26 protein-coding genes are annotated in these 24,830 nt (G+C 63.6%); 9 read left to right on the top strand and 17 right to left on the bottom strand.

Going from position 1 to position 24,830, the window contains the following annotated elements; all coding sequences use genetic code 11:
• Window positions 1–217 precede the first annotated feature (217 nt).
• Entirely contained in the window at window positions 218–610 is a 393-nt protein-coding gene (gene apaG, locus NYQ83_RS17310) for a Co2+/Mg2+ efflux protein ApaG (protein WP_128293230.1), read from the top strand.
• Between the two features lie 16 nt (window positions 611–626).
• Here the strand turns inward: apaG and NYQ83_RS17305 are convergent, their stop codons facing one another.
• The 5 genes from NYQ83_RS17305 to NYQ83_RS17285 all read right to left on the bottom strand — a co-directional run bounded on the left by NYQ83_RS17305 (window position 627) and on the right by NYQ83_RS17285 (window position 8,704).
• Complete coding sequence (locus tag NYQ83_RS17305) at window positions 627–4,022, bottom strand: efflux RND transporter permease subunit (RefSeq protein ID WP_261216108.1); 3,396 nt, start codon at window positions 4,020–4,022, stop codon at window positions 627–629.
• Window positions 4,019–5,236 (bottom strand): efflux RND transporter periplasmic adaptor subunit, encoded by a 1,218-nt coding sequence (locus NYQ83_RS17300; RefSeq protein WP_261216106.1) that lies wholly within the window; start codon window positions 5,234–5,236, stop codon window positions 4,019–4,021. The genes NYQ83_RS17305 and NYQ83_RS17300 overlap by 4 nt, the downstream gene beginning before the upstream one ends.
• Before the next feature lie 337 nt (window positions 5,237–5,573).
• Window positions 5,574–6,572, bottom strand: coding sequence for an Hsp33 family molecular chaperone (locus tag NYQ83_RS17295; RefSeq protein WP_261216104.1), 999 nt, complete (start codon window positions 6,570–6,572; stop codon window positions 5,574–5,576).
• Window positions 6,569–7,489, bottom strand: a complete 921-nt coding sequence (gene argF, locus NYQ83_RS17290; RefSeq protein ID WP_128292094.1) for an ornithine carbamoyltransferase — start codon at window positions 7,487–7,489, stop codon at window positions 6,569–6,571. The genes NYQ83_RS17295 and argF overlap by 4 nt, the downstream gene beginning before the upstream one ends.
• Window positions 7,490–7,501: 12 nt before the next feature.
• Entirely contained in the window at window positions 7,502–8,704 is a 1,203-nt protein-coding gene (locus tag NYQ83_RS17285) for an aspartate aminotransferase family protein (RefSeq protein ID WP_261216102.1), read from the bottom strand.
• Between the two features lie 357 nt (window positions 8,705–9,061).
• Here NYQ83_RS17285 and NYQ83_RS17280 point away from each other — a divergent pair, with 357 nt between their 5' ends.
• Window positions 9,062–9,574, top strand: coding sequence for a GcrA family cell cycle regulator (locus tag NYQ83_RS17280; RefSeq protein ID WP_128292092.1), 513 nt, complete (start codon window positions 9,062–9,064; stop codon window positions 9,572–9,574).
• 114 nt (window positions 9,575–9,688) lie between these two features.
• On the opposite strand, the gene NYQ83_RS17275 is transcribed toward NYQ83_RS17280, so the two are convergent.
• Complete coding sequence (locus NYQ83_RS17275) at window positions 9,689–11,026, bottom strand: ATP-binding protein (protein WP_261216101.1); 1,338 nt, start codon at window positions 11,024–11,026, stop codon at window positions 9,689–9,691.
• A 79-nt stretch (window positions 11,027–11,105) separates the two neighbouring features.
• Here NYQ83_RS17275 and ppk2 point away from each other — a divergent pair, with 79 nt between their 5' ends.
• Window positions 11,106–11,975, top strand: a complete 870-nt coding sequence (gene ppk2 / locus NYQ83_RS17270) for a polyphosphate kinase 2 (protein WP_261216100.1) — start codon at window positions 11,106–11,108, stop codon at window positions 11,973–11,975.
• Between the two features lie 37 nt (window positions 11,976–12,012).
• On the opposite strand, the gene NYQ83_RS17265 is transcribed toward ppk2, so the two are convergent.
• A complete protein-coding gene (locus NYQ83_RS17265; protein WP_261216099.1) occupies window positions 12,013–13,197 on the bottom strand; it encodes a glycosyltransferase family 4 protein in 1,185 nt (394 codons plus the stop codon).
• Window positions 13,198–13,350: 153 nt separating this feature from the next.
• Here NYQ83_RS17265 and folK point away from each other — a divergent pair, with 153 nt between their 5' ends.
• A complete protein-coding gene (folK, locus tag NYQ83_RS17260) occupies window positions 13,351–13,890 on the top strand; it encodes a 2-amino-4-hydroxy-6-hydroxymethyldihydropteridine diphosphokinase (protein WP_261216098.1) in 540 nt (179 codons plus the stop codon).
• Between the two features lie 153 nt (window positions 13,891–14,043).
• Here folK and NYQ83_RS17255 read toward each other — a convergent pair whose 3' ends face one another.
• The 3 genes from NYQ83_RS17255 to NYQ83_RS17245 are packed head-to-tail and all read right to left on the bottom strand — an operon-like array spanning window position 14,044 to window position 17,453.
• Window positions 14,044–15,501: an NAD-dependent succinate-semialdehyde dehydrogenase gene (locus NYQ83_RS17255; protein WP_261216097.1), complete on the bottom strand. Its 1,458-nt coding sequence runs from the start codon at window positions 15,499–15,501 to the stop codon at window positions 14,044–14,046.
• A gap of 18 nt (window positions 15,502–15,519) precedes the next feature.
• A complete protein-coding gene (locus NYQ83_RS17250) occupies window positions 15,520–16,512 on the bottom strand; it encodes an Ldh family oxidoreductase (protein ID WP_261216096.1) in 993 nt (330 codons plus the stop codon).
• Between the two features lie 5 nt (window positions 16,513–16,517).
• The gene (locus NYQ83_RS17245; RefSeq protein ID WP_261216094.1) at window positions 16,518–17,453 is read right to left on the bottom strand and encodes a hydroxyacid dehydrogenase; all 936 of its coding nucleotides are present in this window, start codon (window positions 17,451–17,453) and stop codon (window positions 16,518–16,520) included.
• Window positions 17,454–17,784: 331 nt separating this feature from the next.
• Between NYQ83_RS17245 and hemN the strand changes: the two genes are divergently transcribed.
• Window positions 17,785–19,131 (top strand): oxygen-independent coproporphyrinogen III oxidase, encoded by a 1,347-nt coding sequence (hemN, locus tag NYQ83_RS17240; protein ID WP_128292085.1) that lies wholly within the window; start codon window positions 17,785–17,787, stop codon window positions 19,129–19,131.
• A gap of 320 nt (window positions 19,132–19,451) precedes the next feature.
• Here hemN and NYQ83_RS17235 read toward each other — a convergent pair whose 3' ends face one another.
• The 6 genes from NYQ83_RS17235 to NYQ83_RS17210 all read right to left on the bottom strand — a co-directional run bounded on the left by NYQ83_RS17235 (window position 19,452) and on the right by NYQ83_RS17210 (window position 21,171).
• On the bottom strand, window positions 19,452–19,853 hold the full coding sequence (locus NYQ83_RS17235; RefSeq protein WP_261216090.1) for a hypothetical protein: 402 nt from the start codon (window positions 19,851–19,853) through the stop codon (window positions 19,452–19,454).
• 5 nt (window positions 19,854–19,858) lie between these two features.
• Window positions 19,859–20,107 (bottom strand): hypothetical protein, encoded by a 249-nt coding sequence (locus tag NYQ83_RS17230; protein WP_128292083.1) that lies wholly within the window; start codon window positions 20,105–20,107, stop codon window positions 19,859–19,861.
• A gap of 81 nt (window positions 20,108–20,188) precedes the next feature.
• Window positions 20,189–20,428, bottom strand: coding sequence for a hypothetical protein (locus NYQ83_RS17225; RefSeq protein WP_092808879.1), 240 nt, complete (start codon window positions 20,426–20,428; stop codon window positions 20,189–20,191).
• Between the two features lie 3 nt (window positions 20,429–20,431).
• Window positions 20,432–20,584, bottom strand: coding sequence for a hypothetical protein (locus tag NYQ83_RS17220; RefSeq protein WP_164879594.1), 153 nt, complete (start codon window positions 20,582–20,584; stop codon window positions 20,432–20,434).
• 123 nt (window positions 20,585–20,707) lie between these two features.
• A complete protein-coding gene (locus NYQ83_RS17215; protein ID WP_128292082.1) occupies window positions 20,708–20,899 on the bottom strand; it encodes a hypothetical protein in 192 nt (63 codons plus the stop codon).
• A gap of 62 nt (window positions 20,900–20,961) precedes the next feature.
• Window positions 20,962–21,171, bottom strand: coding sequence for a cold-shock protein (locus NYQ83_RS17210; RefSeq protein ID WP_092808877.1), 210 nt, complete (start codon window positions 21,169–21,171; stop codon window positions 20,962–20,964).
• A 311-nt stretch (window positions 21,172–21,482) separates the two neighbouring features.
• Between NYQ83_RS17210 and NYQ83_RS17205 the strand changes: the two genes are divergently transcribed.
• Complete coding sequence (locus NYQ83_RS17205; protein ID WP_128292081.1) at window positions 21,483–21,797, top strand: hypothetical protein; 315 nt, start codon at window positions 21,483–21,485, stop codon at window positions 21,795–21,797.
• 3 nt (window positions 21,798–21,800) lie between these two features.
• Complete coding sequence (locus NYQ83_RS17200; RefSeq protein ID WP_261216086.1) at window positions 21,801–22,358, top strand: DUF421 domain-containing protein; 558 nt, start codon at window positions 21,801–21,803, stop codon at window positions 22,356–22,358.
• Here the strand turns inward: NYQ83_RS17200 and NYQ83_RS17195 are convergent.
• Window positions 22,350–22,739, bottom strand: a complete 390-nt coding sequence (locus tag NYQ83_RS17195; RefSeq protein WP_261216084.1) for a winged helix-turn-helix transcriptional regulator — start codon at window positions 22,737–22,739, stop codon at window positions 22,350–22,352. The two genes, NYQ83_RS17200 and NYQ83_RS17195, sit on opposite strands and share 9 nt — an antisense overlap.
• Window positions 22,740–22,812: 73 nt before the next feature.
• Between NYQ83_RS17195 and NYQ83_RS17190 the strand changes: the two genes are divergently transcribed.
• Window positions 22,813–23,367, top strand: coding sequence for an NADPH-dependent FMN reductase (locus NYQ83_RS17190; RefSeq protein WP_128292078.1), 555 nt, complete (start codon window positions 22,813–22,815; stop codon window positions 23,365–23,367).
• Window positions 23,368–23,631: 264 nt separating this feature from the next.
• Entirely contained in the window at window positions 23,632–24,795 is a 1,164-nt protein-coding gene (locus tag NYQ83_RS17185; RefSeq protein ID WP_261216083.1) for an MFS transporter, read from the top strand.
• Window positions 24,796–24,830 lie beyond the last annotated feature (35 nt).

Here is a 24,830-nt window from a genome sequence, read left to right as displayed (position 1 = left end):
GGCGGAACGGACACAGGCTGACGCGACCCGCCACCTGTGCGGCGGATACCCGGATTTTCCCCTTGCAAGCTCGCCCCCCTTCAAGCCCGCCAGAGACACAACTTTAGCACGAGGTTTACGGTAAACAAATTCTTAACGGCGTCCGCCACAGAGACGCAAAGAGCTTGCGCTGTGTGACCGCGTCACGCAAAAAGCGCCGCAGAGAATCGGATTGACCATGTACCGCGCCACCACCCGCAACATCACCGTCTCCGTCGCGCCGGAGTTTCTGGAAAAAGAATCCAATCGCGAGGCGGGGCGGTTCTTCTGGGCCTACACGATCGAAATCACCAATGAAGGCCAGGAGCGGGTGCAGCTTTTGCGGCGGCACTGGCAGATCACCGATGCTCTCGGGCGCACGGAAGAGGTTCATGGGCCGGGCGTCGTGGGCGAGCAGCCCGAAATCCCGCCGGGCGAGACTTTTCGCTATACGAGCGGTTGTCCGCTCAGCACGCCTTCAGGGATCATGGTGGGCAGCTACGACATGGTGAGCGAGACAGGCTCCGGCTTCTCGGTCGAAATCCCGGCTTTCTCGCTCGACTTGCCGGGACAAAAAGCGCTCCTTCATTAAGAACGAGCGCGCTGTCTCAAGACCTCGCGAAAGCCGAGACGCGCCGCCCCGCAGCAAAGCGGAAGAGGCGCGAGATATCCCCGCCAATACCGATCAGCGCCGGCACGAGGAAAAGCACGAGCCCGGTCGCAAAGCCCAGGCCGAACACCATGGTGATCGCCATGGGCAGCAGGAACTGTGCCTGCAGGCTCGTCTCCGTCAAAAGCGGCGCAAGCCCGGCGATGGTCGTCAGCGAGGTGAGAAGCACCGCGCGAAGGCGGTCCGTGCTCGCTCCGATCGCGGCCTCGGCCAGGTCGTCCCCATCCCGTAAGCGCTCCTCGAGCCGGTCCACGAGGATGATGGAATCGTTGACGAGGATGCCCGCCAGTCCAAGCAGACCGAAGAGCGACAGGATGGTGAGGTCGAAACCCATGAACAAATGGCCGAGCGTTGCGCCGACGAAGCCGAAGGGAATGATGAGCATCACCGCGATCGGTCGCAGATAGGAGGCGAACACCCAGGCGAGCAGGATGTAGATGACGGCGAGAGCGATCACCGCACCGAGCTTCAGGTCGGCGAAGGCGTCCTCACGCTCCTCCGCGCGTCCGGAAAAGCCCGTGTCGAGTCCATAGCGCGCGGCGATGCGGTCGATTGCGCCGGTCTGGCGCAGAGAGGCGAGAACCGCACCCGGATTGGTAACGGCGAGGTCGACATCGGCGGTAACCGCGACGCTCGATTTGCCATCGACACGCTGGATTGAGGCAAAGCCCTGTCGCTCGCTCAAGGTCGCGACTTCCTCAAGAGGCACGTAAAAGCCTGCCGGCGTGCGCAATTGCAGAGCGCGCAAGGCGGCCGTGCCCTCCCCGTCCAACTTGCGCTTGACCCGGATCGTCACCTCTTCGTCGCCATCGGCGAAGCGGCGTGGAACGGCGCCTTCCAGCCCATTGCGCACCTGGCGGCCGACGTCTTCGTTGGTCAGGCCGAGAGCAGCGCCCCGCGGCGTCAGGCGGATGACGAGTTCGGGCTTGCCGTAGGGCAGGTCGTCGGCCACGCCGGAAACGCCCGGAAAGCCTGAGAGAACCTCTGCCGCCTCCTCGGCGGCTTTCTTCAGATCGGCCGCATTGCCGCCGCGGAAGCGGATATCGACGTCGCGCCCCGGCGGCCCGCCGCGCATCTCGTAAACGGCAAAGCGCTTGATGCCGGCAAGGTCCGGCGCTTTTTCCTGCCAGGCGCGCACGATCGTCGGCGTGCGCACATCGCGCTCCTCGGAGGTGACGAGCTGCACCCGGAATTCGGCGAGATTGTCGCCTTCTGAGCGCCCCGCCGAACCGATGGTGGTGAAGGCGGCGACGATCAGCGGCTTGTCCGGAGAGAGTTCGTCGCTTGCCTGCCAGAGAGCGGATTCGAGCTTTCTGACCGTCTCCTCGACCTCTTCGCGCGGCGTGCCCGGATTGAATTCCACGCGGCCGCGGATCGTCTCCGCCTCCGGGGACGGAAAGAACACGAAGGCGACACGCCCTCCCTGCAGAAGGCCGATCGTGAAGATGAAGCTTGCAACCGCGAGCGCCACCGTCAGGTAGCGCCAATGATAAGTGAAGCGGACGAGCCGCAAGAACGGTCCGCTGCGCACCCATTCGAAGCCGTTGTCGAGGCCACGGCGCAGCGCTGTGCGGCGGCGTGTGCTGCGTTCGCGGCGATGCGAGAACATCGCAACCAGAGCCTCGATGAGCGCGCCGGCGGCCATGGCGAAGGCGACGGTGAGAAGAAGCTGCAAGGAGGACGGGCGCTCGGAAAACCAGTCACCGAGGGCGGAAAGCCAGGACAGTCCCAGAAGCTCGCCCGCGCCCGGCCGCAGCGCCAGGATGACGGTCGCCGCGACCGACAGCGAGGCAAACACCCAGCGCCACATCGACCAGCCGTAATGACGCACCCGCGTCAGCGAATGGGCGAGATGGCCGGGCAGAACCAGAAAGCACTCGATAAGGCTTGCGAGGATCACCGCGATGACGACGAGCGGCAAGGTCTGAATGAACTGGCCGATGCCGCCGCGCACGAGGAAGAGTGGCGCAAAGGCTGCGACCGTCGTCAGGCTCGCCGCGAAGACCGGCGTCATCATATGGCCAGCCCCGCGGATGGCCGCCGTCAGCCCGTCATCGCCCCTCGACGAACGTGTGGCAGTGTGCTCCCCCACGACGATCGCATCATCGACGATGACGCCCAGCATCATGATCAGCCCAAAGAGCGACATCATGTTGAGCGTCTGCCCGGTCACGTACATCACGCCGAGCGTCGTCATCATGGCGATGGGGATGCCGGCAGCGACCCAGAAGGCGATGCTGCCGTTCAAAAAGACGAACAGGATGATGATGACGAGGATAAGGCCCTGGAGGCCGTTGCGGACCAGAAGCATGATCCTGTCGGCCACCTGATCGGCATTCACGTCGTATTTCAGGATCTCGACATCTGGCGGCAATGTCGGCCGCACACGCTCCAGATAATCGTTCATCAGCCGCGCGCTGGCGAGCGTGTCGGCGCTGGCGGAGCGTTCGACGTAGAGCTCGATCGCTCGCTGTCCGCGCGCCAAACCTTCTTTGTCGTCCGGGTCGAAGCGCTCGTTGACGTCGGCGAAATCGCCGACGCGGATCCTCTCGCCCGAAGCGAAGCCCTTGACCTCGATCTCCTTGATCGCAGCCGGGTCTTTGGCATCGGAGAGCGCACGCACCTGACGCGACATGGAGGCGTCGAGTTCGCCCGACGGCAGGTCGCGACTGTTGCCGGCGATCGCCGTCGAGACGTCGCCGATGGTCAGGCCGAGCCGACGCAATTCCGCTTCTTCGGCGGTCACCACCAATTCGCGATCGCGAAAACCCGTATAGGTGACGGAATCGATACCGGCATCGATCAGCCCGTCATGGATTCGCTTGGCGATCGCGCGCAGCGCCGTCTCCGAATAAGGGCCGGTGACCGCCAATCTCGCGACGGCTTCGCGCCATTGTCTGAAGGAGACTTCCGGCTCTTCCGCATCCTCGGGCAGGTTGGTGATCGCTGCCACCGCCGCCTCGACATCCGACAAGGCCTTCTGCATGTCGGCGCCGTCTTCGAATTCGAGCGAGATCGTGGCGCTCCCCTCGCGGGCATAGGAACGCATCTCGTCGACGCCGTCGAGGAAGCGCACATCCGGCTCGATCACCTCCAGAATATTGGATTCCACGTCCTCCGCGCTCGCCCCCGGCCAGGAGACGGAAATGGAGATCGTGTCGGTTTCGAGCGAGGGAAAGAACTGCGTGTTGATCTTGAGAAGGGCGAAGATCCCAAACAGGATCATCAGCACCATCAAGAGGTTCGCGGCATTGGCGTGACGCGCAAAAAGCTCCACGATCGGGATGGCATCACGCCGCGGGCTCGACGAGGAAACGGGCGGCACCGCACTCACGAGCCGTGCCCCATCGACACCGCTGGAGAGATGCGCTTGTTCTCGCCGGGCTTCGCCACCTTGATGCCTTCGCGGGCATCGGCGATCTGCGTCGTCATCACCGTCTCGCCCTCCGACAGGCCGGAGGTGACGATGACGTCGGCCCCATCATAGGCGGCAACATCGACGGGGCGACGTTGAAGACGCCCATCCTCGACGACGAAGACGGCATTGCCGCCGTAAAGCGCGGTCTCCGGCAGCCGCACGGCGTTCTGCCACGTTCTGTCGGGCACGGAGACTTCGACGAAGGCGCCTGGGCGGAGATCGACTTCCGGCCCGTCTTTGACGTTGGCGAAAAGCTCCACGCCGCCACGGTCGGCCACGACCTCCGCACCGATGCGATCGATCGTGCCCTTATAGACGAGAGGCTTGCCGCCGACCGTCCAGGTGATGTCGACCTCGCGTCCGATGACACCTTCGGAATCCGAGAGAAGACGGCCGAACTGGCGATCGCTCACCACGAAACGGGCTTCCACGGAGCCTTCGCGGTAGAGCTCCACGAGAAGATCGCTGGCACTCACCTTGCGGCCAAGGCCGGCCGCTTCGCTCATGACCACGCCATCGAAGGGAGCTTTCAGGACCGTATCGGCGAGATTTCGCTCCGCCTCCTCGACGCGCCAGCGCAGCCGATCGTTCACCGCGCGCTGCTGCTCCAGCCGCGCACGGGCAACCTCAAGATTGCTCTGCCGTTCTTCGAGGGCCTGAGCACGCTGGCTCAAGATCAGCTGCCGCTCATCGAGGGATTGCTGTGTTCCGGTCCCGCGCGCACGCAATTGCTGGGCTCGTTCGAGATCCGTGCGGGCGAGATCCAACTGCTCTTTGGCGCGCGACACCGCAACCTCTTCGGCGCGCACGCTCGCCTGCCGTTCGGTGAGCGTCGCTTCCGCCTCACGAAAATTGGCCCGCGCTTCGGTAAGTGCGCCCCGATAGGGGAAATCATCGAGCGTGACGAGCGTGTCGCCCGCCTTCACGCGTCGCCCCACTTCCACATCGTCGGAGACGGATACGATCTCGCCGGCGACGAGAGCACGCAGCTCGACCGTCTTGCCCGCGATGGTCGTGCCAAAGACAGAAAAATCCGGCTGATGACTGCCGAACGCGACCGTCTGCGTTTCGACCGTGTAGACCTGCTCGCTCGGCGGGCGCTTCGGCCCTTCGGGCGCCGTGGCTGCCATGTAGCGCATGCCAGCGACCGCGGCAGCAAGCACCACGAAAACGAGCACGGTCTGAACGAGCCCACGCCAGAGAGGATGCGCGGTGTTGTGCCGCGTCTTTGAAGATTGCGAGCTCTTCTCCTCAGCCGGCCGGGCGGCGGGCTGCAGTTCGCCTTCTCCTGCGCCTTGTTTCGGCGCAGGAGGATCGACCAGCAGGAGCGGCGTCTTGGCCTTGTCGGTCAGAGCAACATCCTTTGCGATTCAACGGCATCAGATAGCCCGAAACCTTAGAGGTTCCAGGTGAACACCAGCTGAATGGTAAGGCATGCGGCGACTTGGCCGACAACTTAACGATCGGTCAGGCTTTGCCGGAATTCAGCTCTTCGGGCGTGAATCGATACTCTTTGCCGCAGAACTCGCAGCGGACCTCTACTGCGCCTTCGACTGCCGCCTCTTCCAGCTCATCGGCGGGAAGCTGCTCCAACACCTGCTCGATGCGTTCGCGCGAACAGGTGCAATGATCGCGCAGAACAGTCGGCTCGAAGACGCGCACGCCACGTTCATGGAAGAGGCGCACGAGAAGACGTTCGGCCGGAACGGCCGGGTCGATAAGTTCGAGATCCTCCACCGTATCGACGAGCGCCACGGCTTCCAGCCAGGCGTCGTCCTCGAGCGGCAGATCGGCCATATCGGCATCGTCCGGCGTATCGCCCGGATGGAGATCGCGGACTTTGATGCGCTCGCTCGATTCCGGCAAGAACTGCGCGATCAACCCGCCTGCGCGCCAGGCCTGCTGGGCCTCGCCGGCGCTGCCGCGATCGACGATTTCGGCGACGGCCAGGCGCACGCGCGTCGGGATCTGCTCCGACTGACGGAAATAGGAATGCGCCGCGTCTTCCAGGCCCTCGTTCTCCAACGGGACATAACCCTGGTAGCGACGCCCGGTCTTGCCCTGCTCGATCGTCATGGCGAGCGTGCCGCGGCCGAGGAGATCACCGCTCGCAGCGCGGCCGGAAACCGTCACCGCCTCCACGCGCTCGCGGTTGCACGTGGCCGTGGCGCGGATCTCGCCCGGGGTGCGGATATCGACGACGAGCATCGAGACCGGACCATCCGTTTCCGTTTGCAGGATGAAACGGCCCGTATCCTTCAAAGAGGTGGCAAGCAGCGAGGCGAGCGCCACGGCCTCGCCGAGAAGAACCTTGACGGGTCTCGGCAGATCGTGGCGCGCGAGAATGGCATCGATCGCCGGTCCGAGCGTGACGACGCGGCCACGCACGTCCAGCGGATCGACTTGAAAGGGCAGAGCGCGGTCGTCCGCGCGGGATTCAGTCTGTGTGACAGTCGTCTTGTTCACGAAGGCTCCGAAAGACACCAGGAAAGGATCGCCTTTTGCGCATGCAAGCGGTTTTCCGCTTCATCGAAGACGACCGATTGGGGGCCGTCGATCACGCTGGCAGTCACCTCCTCGCCGCGATGTGCGGGCAGGCAATGCATAAATATGGCGTCTTTCTTCGCATATTCCATCATGCGGTCGTTCACCTGGTATGGCTTCAAGAGATTGTGACGCCGCCCCCCTTCGTCGTCGCCCATCGAAACCCAGGTGTCGGTGATCAGGCAGTCGGCCTCGGCTGCGGCCTCTTCCGGCGCATCGAGAAAACGCACCTTCGCGCCATGCTCCTGCGCCCAGTCGCGGATCGCCTGGTCGGGGCCGAGCTCGGCCGGACTTGCGACATCGAGGCTAAAGCCGAAGCGCTCGGCCGCATGGACCCACGAATTCATGACGTTGTTGGCATCGCCCAGCCAGGCGAATTTGCGGCCTTCGAGGGCGCCCCTGTGCTCTTCGAAGGTCATCAGGTCGGCCATCAGCTGGCACGGATGCGAGCGGCGGGTCAGCCCATTGATAACGGGAACCGTGGCATGCTCGGCAAGGGCTGCGACCATGTCATGGTCGAGTGTGCGGATCATGATCGCATCGACATAACGCGACAGCACCTTGGCGGTATCGCTCACGCTCTCGCCGCGGCCAAGCTGCATCTCCTTGCCGGACAGGAGCATGGCGTCGCCGCCGAGCTGGCGCATGGCGACGTCGAAGGAAATGCGGGTGCGCGTCGAGGGCTGCTCGAAGATCATCGCAAGGATGCGGCCTTCGAGCGGCCGCTCGGCCACGGGACCGGAGCGGCGGGCAGCCTTCAGCTGCTTGCCGTCGTCAAGGATCAGCCGCAGCGTGTCGGACGGAATGTCGGCAAGGTCGAGGAAGTGACGCAGGCTCATGTTTTATTCTCCCTACGCGGCAGCGGACTTGTCGGCGGCGCGCAGCGCAGCTTCGATACGGTTCACGCCTTCATCCATCTCCGCCTCCGAGATGATCAGCGCCGGCAGGACACGCACCACATTGTGGCCCGCACCCACGGTGAGGACGCCATGTTTGCGCAGGCGGGCAACCATTTCCGCAGGTGCGCCCGCACAGACGAGACCCAGCATCAGCCCCTCGCCGCGCACATCTTTCAGCTGATCGGGATAGGCATCAACGAGGCGCGCAAGCTTCTGTTTTAGGAGGAGCCCCTTGCGGGAAACCTCCGTCAGGAAGCCATCTTGGAAAACGAGATCGAGAACCGCATTGCCGACGGCCATGGCGAGAGGGTTGCCGCCATAGGTGGAGCCATGCGAGCCGACGGCCATCGCTTCCGACGCCTCGCGTGTCGCCAGGCAGGCGCCGAGCGGGAAGCCGCCGCCGATCGCCTTGGCGATTGCCATCACGTCCGGCGTCACGCCGGCCCATTCATGCGCAAAGAGGCGGCCCGTCCGGCCCATGCCGCACTGGATCTCGTCCAGCACCATCAACAGGCCGTGCTCGTCGCAAAGCTCACGGATGAAGCGCAGAAATTCGTGCGGTACCGGGCGGATGCCACCCTCGCCCTGGATCGGCTCGATGAGAATGCCGGCTGTTTCCGGGCCGATCGCCGCTTTCAGTGCGTCACGGTCGGCAAAGGCGACCTGGTCGAAACCTTCGACGTTGGGCGCGAAACCTTCCAGATATTTCGCCTGACCGCCAGCGGCGATCGTGGCGAGCGTGCGGCCATGGAAGGCGCCCTCGAAGGTGATGATGCGGTTCTTCTGCGGCTGGCCCTTGGCGTGGTGGTAGCGCCTCACCGTCTTGATGGCACATTCCATCGCCTCGCCGCCGGAATTCGTAAAGAAGACGCGATCGGCAAAACTCGCCTCGCAGAGACGACGACCGAGTTCCACCTGCCCCGGAATCTCGAAAATGTTGGAGACGTGCCAGAGCTTTTCCGCCTGCCGCTTCAGAGCCTCGACCAGATAGGGATGCGCATGACCGAATGCGTTGACGGCGATGCCGCCCATCAGGTCGAGATATCGCTCTCCCGACGTCGTCTCCAGCCAGACACCCTCGCCGCGCTCGAAGGCGAGCTCAGCGCGGGCATAGGTCGCATACAAAGGAGAAGACAGAGGAGAGGCGGCCGACATGGGCGTGGTCCGATCCGATATGTGAGATTTTGTTGTTGAAATGCGAAAAGCCGCCCTACGGCGGCTGCGCTTCGTTTATCATGAGGCCGGCGAACCGCGCAATGCGCGGCTTTTGAGCATGCCTGTGTGGCATTGCGGACTCACTTTTGCCGTATCCAGGGGAAAAACATCAAATCGCCGGCGGGACTCTTGTCGAAGAGTCGACCGATCGGGTAGTTTCTAAATCGTTAAACACGACATCTCGTGTGGCGGACCGGATCCCCTACCAGTTATTGCGTTGGCGCAGGTTTTTTGCCCCTGCGACGCAGACGGATTCCGCCAATGACACAAACGCGGCAGCAAGGAGCCAAGACGCCCATGTCCTGGACCGATGAACGAGTCGATCTTCTCAAAAAGCTCTGGCAGGAAGGCCTCAGCGCCAGTCAGATTGCCGGAGAGCTCGGCGGCGTCACGCGCAATGCCGTCATCGGCAAGATTCACAGGCTCGGGCTTTCCGGACGCGGCCAGCCGACATCCACGATCAAGCGGGCGCGTCGACCGCGCAATTCCGCTCCCGTCCGGCAACAGCACCGGACCGTGACCGTCGGCGCCACGGCCCTTCAGGCCGAGGTAGAGGTAGAAATGGAAGTCGAGCAGGAAACGGAACTGCAGCCCGTGCACGCTCTCGTCATGCCGATCTCACGGCGCCTGACGATCGAGAAATTGACCGAGCGCACCTGCAAATGGCCGATCGGCGACCCGGGCGACGAGGATTTCCATTTCTGCGGGTGCGATTCCCTGGAGAGCTCGCCCTATTGCGAATACCATGCGGGCGTTGCCTATCAGACATCCGATCCGCGGCGGCGCATGAAGCGGGCCGCGAACGGCTGAGTTCAGCTTTCTCCCGAAGACTGGCGTAACAGACTGCGGAGCTTCGGCTCCGCTTTCTTTTTATGCGAATGTTTCAGGAAGATCGCGGGATCAGCGCAGCCGGCCCGTCTGCGATCAAACAGCCGTCGCTGGCGTCTGCGCCTCATCCGCCACGGCGCGATCCGCCGGCGCATCAGCAGCCGGCAGGCGCACGGTGAAGGTCGCACCAGCGCCCTGCTCGCTGTCGATATCGAGGCGGCCACGATGGCGCGTCAGGATATGCTTGACGATGGCCAGGCCGAGGCCTGTTCCCTGCTTCTCGCGGCTTGAGGCGACATCGACCCGGTAGAACCTCTCCGTGAGACGCGGCAGATGCTCCGGCGCAATCCCCGGCCCCCAGTCGCGCACGCTTGCCAGCACGACCGCTCCACCGTCCAGGTTCTGCCGCGCCAATCTCACGTCGAGACGTTTGCCGGCGCCTCCATATTTGAGGCCGTTCTCGGCCAGGTTCTCCAACACCTGATGGAGCTCGTCGGCATCACCCAGGACGAAGACAGGCTCGTCCGGAACATCGAGCGTCACCTCCACCTCCAGATGCTCGGCAAGCGGACGCAGACCGTCGACGACGCGGCGTGCGATCTGTGCAAGATCGATGTGCTCGCGCGGTTGTTGATGCACCCGCATCTCAAGCCGCGACAGGGAGAGAAGATCATCGAGAAGCCGGCGCATGCGCTCCGCCTGTTCGCGCATGATGGCCAGAAAGCGGTCCTGAGCTTGGGGATCGCTGCGGGCAGGCCCCTGGAGCGTGTCGATGAAGCCCGAGAGGGACGCAAGCGGCGTGCGCAGCTCGTGGCTCGCATTGGCGACGAAATCGGCGCGCATTCTGGCCGTCGCCAGGCGCTCGGTGACATCCTCAAAAAGCAGGAGAATGAAAGGCGCCGCGGCAGCGGCATGCAGCACCGGCTGAACAGTTACCACATAGACGGTCTCCGCCCCGCTGCGCTCGCGATACTCGAACCTGCTCGTCACCATACCCTGGGCTGCGGCCAGCGCATCTCGAAGACGCGGCGTGCGAATGCTCATGGAAAGCGGGTCGCCGGGACGAGCCTGCGGGAACGCAGCGGTTGCTGCCTCGTTGGAGAAGCGCGTGATACCGCGCTGATCGAGCAGGAAAGCGGGATGCGGCAGCGATGAGACGACGGCCTTCATCCCCGTGTCGGGCCACAGGATGCGGCTGTGGGCGGCCGCAGACGAAAACCGCTCAGAGCGCATGCGAGCAGGGGCTGCGGCCGTGACGACGAGGACGAAAACAAATCCCAGAACGGACCACAGGACCGGCACGGAGAAATTGACGGTCACGAAGGCCAGCACAAGCGCCGTCGCCAGAAGCGGCAAACGCGCCGCGGCGAGGCGCGCAAGCGGGCGGGCAGGATTCACCGACAGGTTGTTTTCCGTGTTCGTCTCCTCAATCACTTTTGCCGCTCTCGTAAAGCCATTCAGCGTTCTGTAGACTCGCTGCGTGACAAGTCTGAGTCAGAGAATCAACCTGCACATGAACAATCAGGACTTTTCCACCTTCGACCTCGATGCCCCCGAACTGCCGGCCTGGGTGCATGAGAACGCGCTGACCTCTGGTAACTTTCCTTATTCCAAGAAGCTCAAGCGCACAAAGTACGAAAACGAACTGCGCGATCTGCAGCGCGAGCTCGTGCAGGTTCTTGCCTGGGCCCAAAACGAGAACCAGCGCATCGTGCTGTTGTTCGAAGGGCGCGACGCGGCCGGCAAAGGCGGCTCGATCAAGGTCGTGCGGGAAAATCTCAACCCCCGTCACGCCCGCATCGTGGCGCTCGCCAGGCCGACGGAGCGCGAGCACGGGCAATGGTATTTCCAGCGCTATGTGGAAGAGCTTCCGAGCAATGGCGAAATGGTACTCTTCGACCGCTCCTGGTACAATCGTGGCGTCGTCGAACCCGTGATGGGCTTTTGCAGCGAGACCGAGGCCGCCGTGTTCCTGCGGGAGGCGCCGGATTTCGAGCGCATGCTGGTGCGCGACGGCGTGCACCTCTTCAAGTTCTGGCTCAATATCGGTCGCGAGATGCAGCTGAAGCGGTTCCACGACCGCCGGCACGACCCGCTGAAATCCTGGAAGATCTCGCCGGTCGACAAGGAAGCGATCAAACGCTGGCCGGCCTTCTCTGCCGCCCGCGACCGGATGCTTGCCGCGACGCATTCGCAGGAAGCCCCATGGTACGTGGTGCGCGCCAACGACAAGAGGCGTGCGCGACTCAATCTCATCCGCACCGTTCTTCTCTCGCTGCCCTATGACGGGAAAAATCGCGAGCGCATCGGTGAGCTGGACGAGGCGATCGTCTCACAGGGACCGGAATTTCTGAGCGAGGTCGAAGCGTCGCCAACGGGCTGAGCCGAAAAACGGCGGGCTGAGCCGGAAAGCAACGGGCTCAGGCGGCGTTCAAGGTCGCATCCATAGAGGGCCCGCCACGGCGCCTTGAAAGCGCCTCGTGGTAGAGGGCCTCATTCTCCTCTGCCATGCCGGAGAGGGAAAAGCGCTCGCGCACGAAGGCCCGCCTTGCGGCCGCCTCCTCGACAAGACGCTGAGGGTTTTCAAGCGCGGCTGTGAGCGCGGAGGCGAGCGCTCTCTCGTTACCGGGCTCGATCAGACGATCCTCCTCGCCTGAGAAAATTTCCGGAATACCGCCGACGCGCGTGGCGATCATCGGCGTGCCGGCGGCGGCGGCCTCCAACACCACGTAGGGCAGCGATTCCGCCAAAGACGGCACGACGATCATGCGCGCCTGCGCCAAAGCCTGGCGGGCAGGCATCGGGGCATGGAAGCGCACATCGAGATCCTTTTCCGCAGCAAAGGCCCGATAGCTTTCGATGTGCTCGCTGTTGCCTCCACCAACCACGCAAAGGCTCAGTCTGGCACCTTCTGCCTTGAGGATCTCAAGCGCCCGCAACAGCACGCCGACGCCCTTTAACGGGCGCAATTCTCCGAGGAACAGAAAGTCCGCAGGATTGTCGGCCTTCGCGACCGGCTCGAATTCTCCCGGCCGCAGCCCATTGTAGATGACATGCGCGGGGCAACGCGGCTCCCCCACTTTCTCGCGGTAGGTTTCCGCCTCGAAAGCGGAAACGTGGATAAGGGAGTCCGTTAGCCGCTCCAAAGACCGCTCCACGCCGAAATAGAGACGACCCCCCAGCGTGTGGCGGTCGTAGTTCAGGCTGCCGCCATGGAGCGTATAGAATGTCGCGACCACACGGCCGGAACGGCGCTCGCTCGCCGCGGTCAGGCGGCTAAAAACCCCACCCTTGGCGCCGTGACCATGGATGACGTCCGGGGCAATCGAATCCGCGTGGGCGCGCACGCGCAGAAATGCGCCAAGATCGACCGGCCGGATCGGGCGGCACATCGGCGTGCGCTTCAGACCGAGGGCAAGTCGGGTCTCCAGAACGGCCAGAAGGCCTGCTTCGAACGCCCCTCCCGTGGTGGAATCGCAGATCATGCCAACGTGGTGGCCGCGGTCGGCCTGCATTTCGATCAGGTCGCAGACATGGCGAAAAACGCCGCCGACCGGCGCACGCAGCACATGCAAAATCTTCAGGGGTTCGCCCGCACTCTGCATTTCTTCCTCCCGGCCCAAGCAAGCATTATCGGGGACCAGGGATAAGAGGTCGTTAATATCTGAGGCAGAGGGCTTGCTTCGGTCCAGCAGGCATCTCTACCTGTGCTGATGGAACGATTCGCGTACGTATCACCTCGACCACGAGGTTTTCGCATGATTCACCGCAGCCTGGCCTGCGGCGCCGTCAAGGCCGTGCTGGGGCTCGGAGCCAATCTCGGCGATCCGGCGGACACTTTTCGCAAGGCCGCGAAGGCCATCGCCAATGTGGACGGGGTCACCGTGACCGCCGCCGCTCCGCTTTATGTGAGCCGGCCATGGGGAAAGACCGACCAGCCCGATTTCACCAATTCGGCGCTTCTGATCGAAACGCAGCTGAGCCCACGGCGCCTGCTCGCGGCTCTTCTCGAGGTTGAGAAGGAGCTTGGCCGCATTCGTGCCGAACCTTGGGGGCCCCGCGTCATCGATATCGACATTCTGGTCTACGGCGAAGAGCTCCTCGCCGAGCCAGAGCTGTCGATCCCGCATCCGCACCTGACGGAACGAAGCTTCGCCCTCAAGCCGCTTGTCGATCTTTGGCCGACGGCGAAGATCGGCGAGCGTCCGGCAAGCGAGATTCTCGCGCGGCTCGATCTGTCGGACCTCACGCCGGCAGGCGCCGGCAACTGGCATCGCGAGCCCCTGCGGCGGAATTGATGCGGCACGACTGATGCGGCGCACCTGACCGGCCCCCGCGCCTGTCGCGCTTCAGCTGCGCGAAACAAAGGCTGCACGAAAAAAGGGCCGCACGAAAAAGGCCTCCCCCTCGGATGAGGGAGAGGCCGATCAAACTCAGCTGCGCCTCGGAGATTAGAGCCCGAGACCGCCGATGCAGACGTATTTGATCTCCAAATAATCGTCGATGCCGTATTTGGAGCCTTCACGGCCGAGGCCGGATTCCTTGACGCCACCGAAGGGAGCGACCTCCGTCGTGATGACGCCCTCGTTGACGCCGACGAGGCCATAATCGAGCCCTTCTGAGACGCGGAACGCACGGCCGAGATCCTGCGTGTAGAAATAGCAGGCGAGACCGTATTCCGTGTCATTGGCAAGCGCGACCGCCTCTTCCTCCGTCTCGAATTTGAAGAGCGGCGAAACCGGACCGAAGATCTCTTCCTTCGAGAAGCGCATGTCGGGCTTCGCATCGGCGATCACGGTCGGCTCGAAGAACGTCCCGCCGAGTTCGTGGCGCTTGCCGCCGGCAATGACCTTGCCGCCCTTGTCGACGGCATCGCCGATCAGCTCTTCGACCTTGGCGACCGCATTGTCGTCAATGAGCGGGCCCTGCTGCGTCCCCTCTTCGAGGCCGGAGCCGACTTTCAGGCCCTTGGCGGCTTCGGCGAACTTTTCGGCGAAACGGTCGTAAATTCCGGCCTGGACGTAGAAGCGGTTCGTGCAGACGCAGGTCTGGCCGGAATTCCTGAATTTCGCGGCAATGCCACCAGCGACCGCGCGGTCGATATCGGCATCATCGAAAACCAGGAACGGCGCGTTGCCGCCGAGCTCCATCGAAACCTTTTTCACGGTGTCGGCCGACTGGCGGATCAGAACCTTGCCGACATCGGTGGAGCCGGTGAAGGTGACTTTTCGAACCTTCGGGCTTTCCATGAGCGCCGCACCGATATCCTTGGCGGAGCCGGTGACGACGTTGACCACGCCTTTCGGAATGCCGACCTCTTCGCAGAGCGCACCCCAGGCAAGGCCCGAATAAGGCGTCTGCGTCGCCGGCTTGACGACGGCGGTGCAGCCTGCCGCGATCGCCGGACCGATCTTGCGCGACAGCATCGAGGACGGGAAGTTCCAAGGTGTGATGGCGCCGATGACGCCGACGGGCTGCTTCGTCACCATGATGCGGCGGTCTTTCCACGGAGACGGAATGAGATCCCCGTAGACGCGGCGCGCCTCTTCGGCGAACCACAGGACATAGGCCGCACTCATGCCGACCTCGCCTCGCGATTCCGTCAAAGGTTTGCCCTGCTCCAGAGTGAGGAGCTCGGCAAGCGCATCCTGACTGTCCATGATGGCGTCGTGCAGGGCGCGCAACAGCTTGGCGCGCTCGTCGGCGCTCGTCTTCTTGAAGCTCTCAAAGGCCTCAGCAGCGGCCTCGATGGCGCGCTCGGTCTCGGCCTTGCCGCATTTCGGGATGGTTCCGATCGTCTCGCCGGTCGCCGGATTGGTGACGTCGATCGTCTCGCCGGAATCGGCTCCAACCCATTCGCCGCCGATCAGATTAGCTTCACGTTTCCAGTAATGCGTCTTCTGCAGCATGCCTCACTCCCATTCCTGTCATTCGATGCCGGCGATCGTCCGAACCGCGGCGATCACCGCGTCATCCATTTCAATTCCCTTCTTTTCCGCCTCCGCCCGGAGCGCCTGGCGCCGCGCACCCGGCACACGGGCGGGAGGATCGGCCTCGATCATCGCTGCCAGGTCGCCGAAGCGGCCGATGGCGTCGGCGCCGAAGGCCGTGGGATCCATGGCGATGATGAGCTGACCGGTGTTCGGAGGGCCACCCTCGGCGTCGAAGAAGGAACTCGCCTCGCTCGCATAACTGGCGCCGTTGAGACCGGCGGCAAGCATTTCCACCATAAGAGCAAGCGCCGTCCCCTTGGCCCCGCCGAGCGGCGCCATCGTGCCGGCAAGCGCCTCGACCGGATCGGTGGTCGGCCTGCCCGCTTCGTCGAAGGCCCAGCCCTCCGGGATTTCCTCGCCCCTTTGCTTGGCCGCCATCACCTTGCCGCGGGCCACCTGCGACAGCGACAAGTCGACGACCACCGGAGCGGCATCCTTGCGGGGGGCCGCAAAAGCGATCGGATTGGTGCCGTAAAGACGGCTGCGCCCGCCCCAGGGGGCCATGGCGCCCGGCGCGTTGGCGAACATGAGAGCCACGAGCCCCGCTTCGGCGAAGGCTTCGACCGTCACGCCCATGGCGCCGCAATGGCTGGAGCGCTTGATCCCTGCCATCGCCACCCCCTGGAGGCGCGCAATGGGCGGCAGTTCGGCGAGAGCCAGATCGAGTGCTGGATAGGCGAAGCCGTGCGCCGCATCGACGGAGAGCGTGGCCGGTCGGACGACTTCGGCCGTCGGCACCGCAAAGCCGTCGATCTTGCTGGCGCGCGCTTGCGCGGAATAGGCCTCGACGCGGCGAAGGCCGTGGCTCGTCTGGCCGCAGGCTTCGGCGGCGACGAGCGCGCGGGCGACGGAGGCGGCGTTTTCCGGGCTGACCCGCGAGGCGGTCAAGGCGGCCTCCACGAGATGCCGCAATTCTCCAAGTCGCATATGGGTCACTTGCGGCCCTCGAGGTGATTGATGACCGCATCGGCGATGACCCGCCCGACGCGCAGGTTCGATTCTGCGGTGAGGCCCGCGATATGCGGCGTCAAAACCACATTCGGCAGATCCGCAAAGAGGGCCCCCGCTTCGGCCGTCAACGGCTCGACCTCAAAGACGTCGAGCGCGGCACCGCCCAGCCGACCCTCCTGCAGGGCCGCGACAAGCGCCGTCTCATCGACGATGCCGCCACGTGCGGCGTTGATCAGGATCGCGCCGGGCTTCATGCGGGCGAGCGCAGCCGCATCGATCAGATAGCGCGTCTCGTCCGTCAGCGGGACATGCAGGCTGACGACCTCGGCTTCGGCAAGAAGCGTCGGCAGGTCGGTGCGCGGCGCCTCGTTCCACGCCGCGTCGGAGGCTGGGATATGCGGGTCGGTGGCGATGACGTCGAGGCCGAGCGCCTCGGCACGACGCGCCGTTTCACGGCCACTCGCGCCGAAACCAACCAGACCGATCACCTTGCCGCTCGCTTCGCGACCGTGCATCAGCTCTCCACGCGGCCATTGCCCGGCGGCGACGGCAGGCGTGGAGAGATAGGCGCCGCGCAGAAGCAGAAGCGCAGTCGAGATCACATATTCGGCAACGGACAGAGCGTTCGCGGCAGCGGCCGGATAAACGGCGATGCCGCGCCGGGCGCAGCATTGCGTATCGATGTTGTCGACGCCGACGCCGAGCCTGCCGACGCATTCGAGCGCATCGGCCCCCTCGATCAGATCCGCCCGCACCTCGGTGCGGTTTCGGACGATCAATGCTCGCGCTTCTGTGAGCGCCGCCTTCAGTGCATCGGGCTTTTCGGCAAGATCGGGGGCGTAAAGAGTGGAGAAGCGAGCGGACAGGCGCGCAACGGCTGCCTCATCCATAAACTCGGAAATGACGATGTCGGACATTTTTCCTGAAACGACCGGGCCTTCGGGAGGAAACGGCAAGCCCATGGCAGAGGCGAGCGGCGGTGATAGTCACCACCGCCGCAGGGATAGATGACGAAGCGGCACCTTGTCCACGAATCTTGTCGAGAGGGCCGCTTCGCCGGGCATGCGCAGGCCTCGCGGCGCACCGAGAAAGGGGAGGCGCAAGGCGGCGTTCGCGGGGCTTCTCGGTTTGCCAAGCCGTTCAGATTGCAAAAGGACATGCCCGCGTGAGCGTCAAACCTTGCGGCGGTCGATTTCCTCTTTGACCTTGATCAAGGACGCCTTCGACGAAAGCACTAGAAATACCCAAATGGTTCCTGATCTCGTCCGCAAATACGCGGCGCCTGTGCCGCGTTACACCAGTTATCCGACGGCGCCCCACTTCAACGAAGAAGTGGACGGCAAGGTCGCGAAAGCCTGGCTGAAAGAGCTCAAGCCCAATACCAGGGCCTCGCTCTACTTCCACATCCCGTTCTGCGATACGCTGTGCTGGTTCTGCGGCTGCACCACCAGGCACGTGCTGCGCTACGATCCGGTGCTGCCGTATCTCAAGACGCTGAAGGACGAGCTGAAGCTCGTGGCCGAGCTTGCGCCGGACATCAACGTCGAGGGCGTGCATTGGGGCGGCGGCTCGCCGACCTTGCTGAAGCCGGACGACATCATCGAGCTCGCCTCGGCGATCCGCGAGGCCTTCCCGTCCGCGGCAGATGCGGAATTCGCGATCGAGATCGATCCTCGGGAATTCGACGATGCGCGTGTGGAAGCGCTCGCAAAAGCCGGCTTCACCCGCGCCTCGATCGGCGTGCAGGACTTCGACACGAAGGTGCAGGCCTCCATCAACCGTATGCAGAGCTTCGAGGAGACGGAATCGGCCGTCAATCGACTGCGTGCCGCCGGCATCCGCTCCATCAACGTCGATCTCGTCTACGGCCTGCCGTATCAGAGCCGGGACAAGCTCGTACACACGGTCGAACAGATCCTGACCCTCCGGCCGGACCGCGTGGCTCTCTTCGGCTACGCGCATGTGCCATCGGTCATCCCACGCCAGAAGATGATCCCGACGGACGAGCTGCCTGACGTTCTGGAGCGCTTTGCGCAGGCCAATCGTGCAGCGACGCTCTTCACCGGCGCCGGGTATCAGCGCATCGGCTTCGACCATTTCGCCGTGCCGGAAGATTCTCTTGCCGTGGCGGCTTGGGAAGGTCGTCTCCACCGCAATTTCCAGGGCTATACGACGGACGAGGCCGACGCCCTCATCGGTTTCGGCGCATCGTCCATCAGCAAGCTCCCGCAGGGCTATCTGCAGAACGAGAAGACGACCCGTCGCTACGCGGCCGAGATCGAAAAGGGTGAGCTTGCGACCGTTCGTGGTTTCGAGCTTTCTCAGGCCGACAGGGTTCGGGCCTTCGTGATCGAGCGGCTGTTGTGCGACTTCGCCTTCTCGGCCGGGACCTTGAAAGCGCATTTCGGTGCGCTGGCCGATCCCGTCATCAACGATGCGCGCTATTTCGCGGAATCGGACCCCGACGGGCTCTTCTCACGCGTCGGCGATCGCTTCGTCGTCACCGATCGGGGCAGGCCCTTCGTGCGCAGCGTTGCTGCTTCTTTCGACGCTTATCTCGGGACGCGTGCGGCCACGCATTCGACTGCCGTTTAGAGCCGACCTGGCACGGGCAGAGCCGCCGATGGCGGCTCCTGTTCCGGTGCCGTCGCCGGCAGTCGCGGCCGCTCGGGGGCGTGTTTCGGGGTGAGCGTCGAAAGAGCCTCATCCATCAGCCATAGATACGATGCGGGGTGCGATTCGAGCCGGCCGCATGATGGATGGTCTGAGTGAGCCGGACCAGATCGCAAAACCTGGGCGTCGCAAAGCAATCACGCGCCCGCATGACACAACTCAGCGCGAGCGGCATGCCCTCGTGAGAGCGGCGATCAGCGTGACATCGATATGATAGCCGGCGAGACGTCGGCGACGGTCAGCTAAAGCTCTGCGACCTCATCGGCCTCGTCAGGATCCTCGACGTCGTCGTCCATATCGGCGACAGGTGTCGGCACAGCCTTTTTCGCCTTCGACTTCTTCTTTGACGCTTTGACCTCATCGACCTCAGGGGGCGTGCCGGCGGCCTTGAGTGCGGCACTCTTTGTCGCTCGCGTCTTTGCGGTCTTTCGAGCACCTTTTTTGGGCGCGTTTTCCGCCGCGTCTTTCGCCAATCCGGCGTCGTCGGCCTCTTTGGCGAGGCGCTGAGCCCGCAGCCGCTCGGTCTTCTGGCGCGCTGCGTTCAGTTCGGCGTCGATCACAGCTTTCGCTGCGGCAGTGGTCGCATCGGCCTTGTCGCGGCGCAGCTTGACGCTGTCACCTTTGCCTTGTGTTTTTGTAGACATCGGCATCACCCTTGATTTGTGGGCGGCGTGGACTCGGCATCGTCGGCGTCAGATGGATTCGCGCCAGACGAGGAGAGTTCCGCCCCGGCCTCGTCGATGATGCGTTCGATGCGTGCGAGTTGGTCGTCGGTAAGCATGGTATGGGTTCCACGCTGATCGAGCCGCGCCTTCTGGCTTTCGAGAAATTCTCGCTGTGGGACGCTGACATTGTCGCTTGAAAGCGCATGCGCCATCCGAGCCTTGAGCTCGGCCACGTCCTTCACGCTCCTCGCCATAGCGTTCCCCTTTGCGGGCTTCCCCTGCGTCGACGGCTTCGTCGGCGTTCCCATTTTAGATTATCGCTTGGGCCTGAAGGAGCTGCCCTGTGTCGCACCCTCAGCGAGCGGGCGGAGCAGCATCATATGGCGGGTCGACAAGACGACATCCGGCAGCGTACCGGGTGCACCGAGTCTGACTTCTTTGGTAGCGAGAAAGTCGGTCTTCTCGAGCACCAGCCGCATCTCCTCGACAGATGCGATATCGTGCTCGATGAGGAGCTTGTCGCCGCTCGACATCGTGACTTCGAAGCGCGCCACAGATTATTTCTTCTGGCCGAGCTTGAGAGGCGTCCCACCGGAGCCCGAGGAGCCGAGCTCTGCCGTCTCCATATATTTCGGGGTGTGCTTGGCGCCCTTGTCTTTGTTCTTCGGCTTCTTGGCTTCCTTAGAACCGCGCACCTGCCCTTTTGCCATGAAATTCATCCTCTCCGAACCGGGTTGCACATCGTGCGCCGTTCAGGCTTTGAGCGGGAGCGGCAGACGCGGAAAGCCGGCCTTGGTTCGAAAGGACCGTCTCCGGGCCTGAGACATGCGCCATTAAAGGCGCGACAACTGACTTTCCTGGACGACGCGCTGCTGCGAACTCACCGTGCTTTGCACGCGGTACTGGCAATCGCCATGTTCCTCGGGCAGCAGAGCCAGGATTTTGTAGACGCCGGCGACACCCGGGCCGACGGTCTTCTGCGACAGGCGGACCGTCTGGCCCACCTTGAATGAATGGCTTGTCATATTCCCTCCGCCGTACGGCATGGGAAGAGAAGGCGCAGGGCGAGCCTGCGCCTTCTGAAAAATCAGGCGTGCTGCAGGTTCGTTGCAGCTTCCTTGCCGGAGCGGCGATCCGCCTCAACGTCGAAGGAGACGCGCTGGCCTTCAACGAGGCCGCGCATGCCGGCACGCTCGAGAGCCGTGGCATGGACGAACACGTCCTTGCCGCCGTCCTCCGGCTGGATGAAGCCATAACCCTTCTGGGAATTGTAGAATTTTACGGTACCAACCGCCATGGAATGTTCCTTTCGCAGAACGCGTATGGGTACACGCGACGCGATATGCGCACGTGTGTGAAAGTCGAGTTTTGGAGGAAGTCTGAACCCGCGCCCGGCGAAACGGGACTTAACGGCCAAAATGTCCGGCCAAAGATCGATGGTTGTTCTTGTAGACTGCAATTGCGGCATTAACAAGAAAAACTCCGCGCCAAACCCGACAAGCTCCGGAACTCTCGAAAATGCCGGTTGTTGGTAAGTGAGACTGCATGCCCACGGCACCGTCGCCAGCAGGCCTTGCAGCACGATCGCATGTTTCAAGAGGAGGCCCCATGGCCCGTCTCATCGCCGCCGGCGCAGCCACCGCCCTGATCGCCCTCACCGCTGCGGCCCCGGCCGCAGCCCAGGAGCGCTTCCCCGCCTGCCAGTCGCAGCAGAGCCTGCAACAGATCATCGGCAGCAACGGGGAATTGATGCCGTCCGACTGCCGCAATCTCACCATCACGCGCCTCAAGAGCGACAGCGGTTCGCTCTGTCTCATCGACTTTTCCAATGCCGGAGGCGGCGTCGTGCAGGCCTTACGCGATGCGGCGATGCCGGAGAAATGGTGGGTGCGCTGCGATCAGCTCAGCGATACGGGAGGCTGATCGATGTTCTTCGACAACTGGGGCGACCTCTTTCGGATCCTTATCATCGGCATCCTGGCCTATGGCGGGCTCGTCCTCCTGCTGCGAGCGACCGGCAAGCGCACGCTGTCGAAGATGAACGCCTTCGATTTCATCGTCACGGTGGCTCTTGGCTCGATACTGGCGACCGTGCTTCTGTCGAGCGAGGTTTCGTTGAGCGAAGGTCTGTTCGCCTTCGCCCTCCTGTGCCTTCTGCAATATGCTGTGGCTTACGCCTCGGTGCGCTCGGCGGGTTTCCAATCGCTTGTCAAAGCGGACCCAGCACTCCTGTTTTTTCGCGGCCGCTTCGTCCAGCCCATGCTCAAGAAAGAGCGGGTCACCGAGGAAGAGGTCTACGCGGCGATGCGGGCTGCGGGGATGGCCGACATCGACGCCGTCGCCGCCGTGGTTCTGGAAACGGACGGTTCGATCAGCGTCGTTCCGGCAGCAAACGAGCCCGAGGGCGAACCGGCCAAGGCTTCCACGCTGCGGCATGTTCAAGGCCGGCAGGGAGCTCGCGCCGAGGCAGGTCTGTCAGCCTGAGCGACCGGTCCGTTCCGGACATGCATCATCGAAGCGGCGACGGGCCTCCTCGACATGCACCTGGTTTTGCCGCGCCCATGCCGCCAATGCCGTCACCGGCACGAGGAGATCGCGGCCGAGCTCGGTGAGCTCATATTCGACCTTCGGCGGCACGGTCCCATAATCACGGCGCAGCACGAAACCATCGCGCTCCAAAGCCCGCAAAGTGGCCGTCAGCATTTTCTGGGAGATGCCGCCGATCTCGCGCTTCAACTCTCCAAAGCGCAGGGGCGCGTCGCCCAGCAAGGTGATGACGAGCACCGACCATTTGTCGCCGATGCGCGACAGGATCTCGCTCACAGGCCTGCAGTCGGACGGGAGGTGACAGATCTGCGGTTTCAAAAAAGTGCCTTCTTGTGGCCCCCGGCGGGGCTGCCCTATCTGACGGTCACCAATGGTAACCAGGAAAGGCCTTATGCGAAAGATAGCAGTTCTCGTAGGCAGCCTACGGCGCGCCTCCATCAACCGGACCCTCGCTCATGCGCTTGAGAAGCTCGGCAAGGATGAGTTCACCTTCATCTATCCGGACCTCAACCTGCCGCTTTACAACGACGACCTGTGGGAGAATCCGCCGGCTTCCGTGCTGGCACTGAAGCGCGATCTTGCCGACGCCGACGGCATTATCTTCGCCACGCCGGAATTCAACCGGTCGATCCCGGCTGTCCTCAAGAATGCCATCGACTGGGGGTCCCGCCCCTACGGCGAAAGCTCTTGGACCGGCAAGCCGATCTCCGTCATCGGCGCGTCTCCCGGCCGGATCGGAACCGCCGCCGCACAAGTCGGTCTGCGCAGCGTCCTCGTCACCCAGAACGCCTTTGTCATGGGCCAGCCGGAGGTTTACCTCGCCTTCCCGGAAGGGCTGATCGACGGGGATCTCACCGTCACCGACGAGACCACCCGCAACTTCCTCAAGGAGTATCTTACCCGCTTCGGCGAGTGGATCGACAAAATGCCGAAGCTCGACAAGTAGCTTCCGGTTCAAGCGTCAGAGTTCGCCTCAGACCTTTGTCTGAGGCGCATGGACCTTTTCCATTCAAGGACGGGACGCCCGTCCTTGTCTCTCGTCAGCATACGTCCCCAAGACGTCCCGAGCGAGCCGAGACCCGTGCGTTCCGAAGGCGGGCACAAACGCGCGGGCGACGGATGGCGGAAACCGCATTCAGACGTTATCTCGTGATGCGCGGCCGGCGGCTACCCGTTCCGTTTGGCGGCGCGTGGCCAGGGGGCATTTCACATGTCGGTCGGCAGAGCGTCAGAGGCGGTCTTCGTGCTCGACCGGGCTGCCGTTGCTGCGGTGATCCTCGGCGTCACCGCCTTTTCGGTCTCCCAGGGCCTCACCTATCCCCTCATTTCGCTTATCATGGCCCATCAGGGCGTGACCGATAGCGTCATCGGGCTCAATGCCGGCGTCTTCAGCCTCGGCCTTGCCGTCTCCACCCTCGCCATCGGGCCTTTGACGGCAAGGCTCGCCGGCGACAAGATCATCATCGTGGGCCTTGCCGGCTGCTCCCTCTGCCTTTTCGTCTTCGGCATCACGGATTCGCTGGCCGTCTGGTTCCTCGCCCGCTTCGTGCTCGGGATCTGCGTCAATCTCGTCTTCATGCTGAGCGAAGCCTGGCTCAATGCCGCCTGCCCGGATCATCTGAGAGGGCGGATTTCGGGACTTTACGGCGCCGGCATGTGCGCGGGATTTGCCGCCGGCCCCCTCGCCATTCCGTTTTTCGGCAGCGACAGCAGCTTTCCCTTCGCCATCCTCGCCGTCTATCTCGCCATCGTCGCGTTCGCGACCGCCGTTCTGAGCCGGCGCGCGCGCACACGGCCACAACCTTCGCCCCCCGGCGCGCTGGTCACATTCGTACGTTCCGCCCCGGCGCTCGTCATCATGGTGTTTGCTTTCGGCTTTGCCGATATCGCCGCGATCTCCGTCATGCCGGTCTATTTCGTGAAGACGGGACATTCGGAAGCCTTTGCGGCGATCGCGGTGACCATGGTCGCGCTGCCGACCGCGCTCGCGCAGCCCGTCGTCGGCCTGCTCCTCGACCGCCTGCCCCGCCACGGGGTCGCGATCGCCTGCGGCCTCGTTGCCGGCGCCACCTTCATCATCATTCCCTTTCTGGAATCGGAGCCCGCGATCCTCGCCGTCTTTGCCCTGATGGGGGCCGCGGAATTCGCCCTTTACACCTGCGCGCTCACGCTTCTCGGAGCGCGCTATACGGGCGGCCTTCTTGTCGCCGGCAGTGCCGTCTTCGGCCTCTCCTACGCGATCGGCAGCGCGGGAGGGTCCACCGCCACGGCCTCGGCAATGGACATTTTCTCGCCGGCCGGGGCACCGATCACCGCGGGGCTCGTTCTGTTCGTCCTCGTCGCCCTGATGTTGCGCTTGCAATCCGCCCGATGAACCGTTCGCCTTCTGGTGCATTCACGCAAGAGACG

Origin of the sequence: Afifella sp. JA880 (assembly GCF_025379905.1) — a bacterium.
GTDB lineage: Bacteria > Pseudomonadota > Alphaproteobacteria > Rhizobiales > Afifellaceae > Afifella > Afifella aestuarii.
The sequence above is the reverse complement of the archived record's forward strand: the minus strand, read 5'-3'. Positions and strand labels throughout refer to the sequence as shown.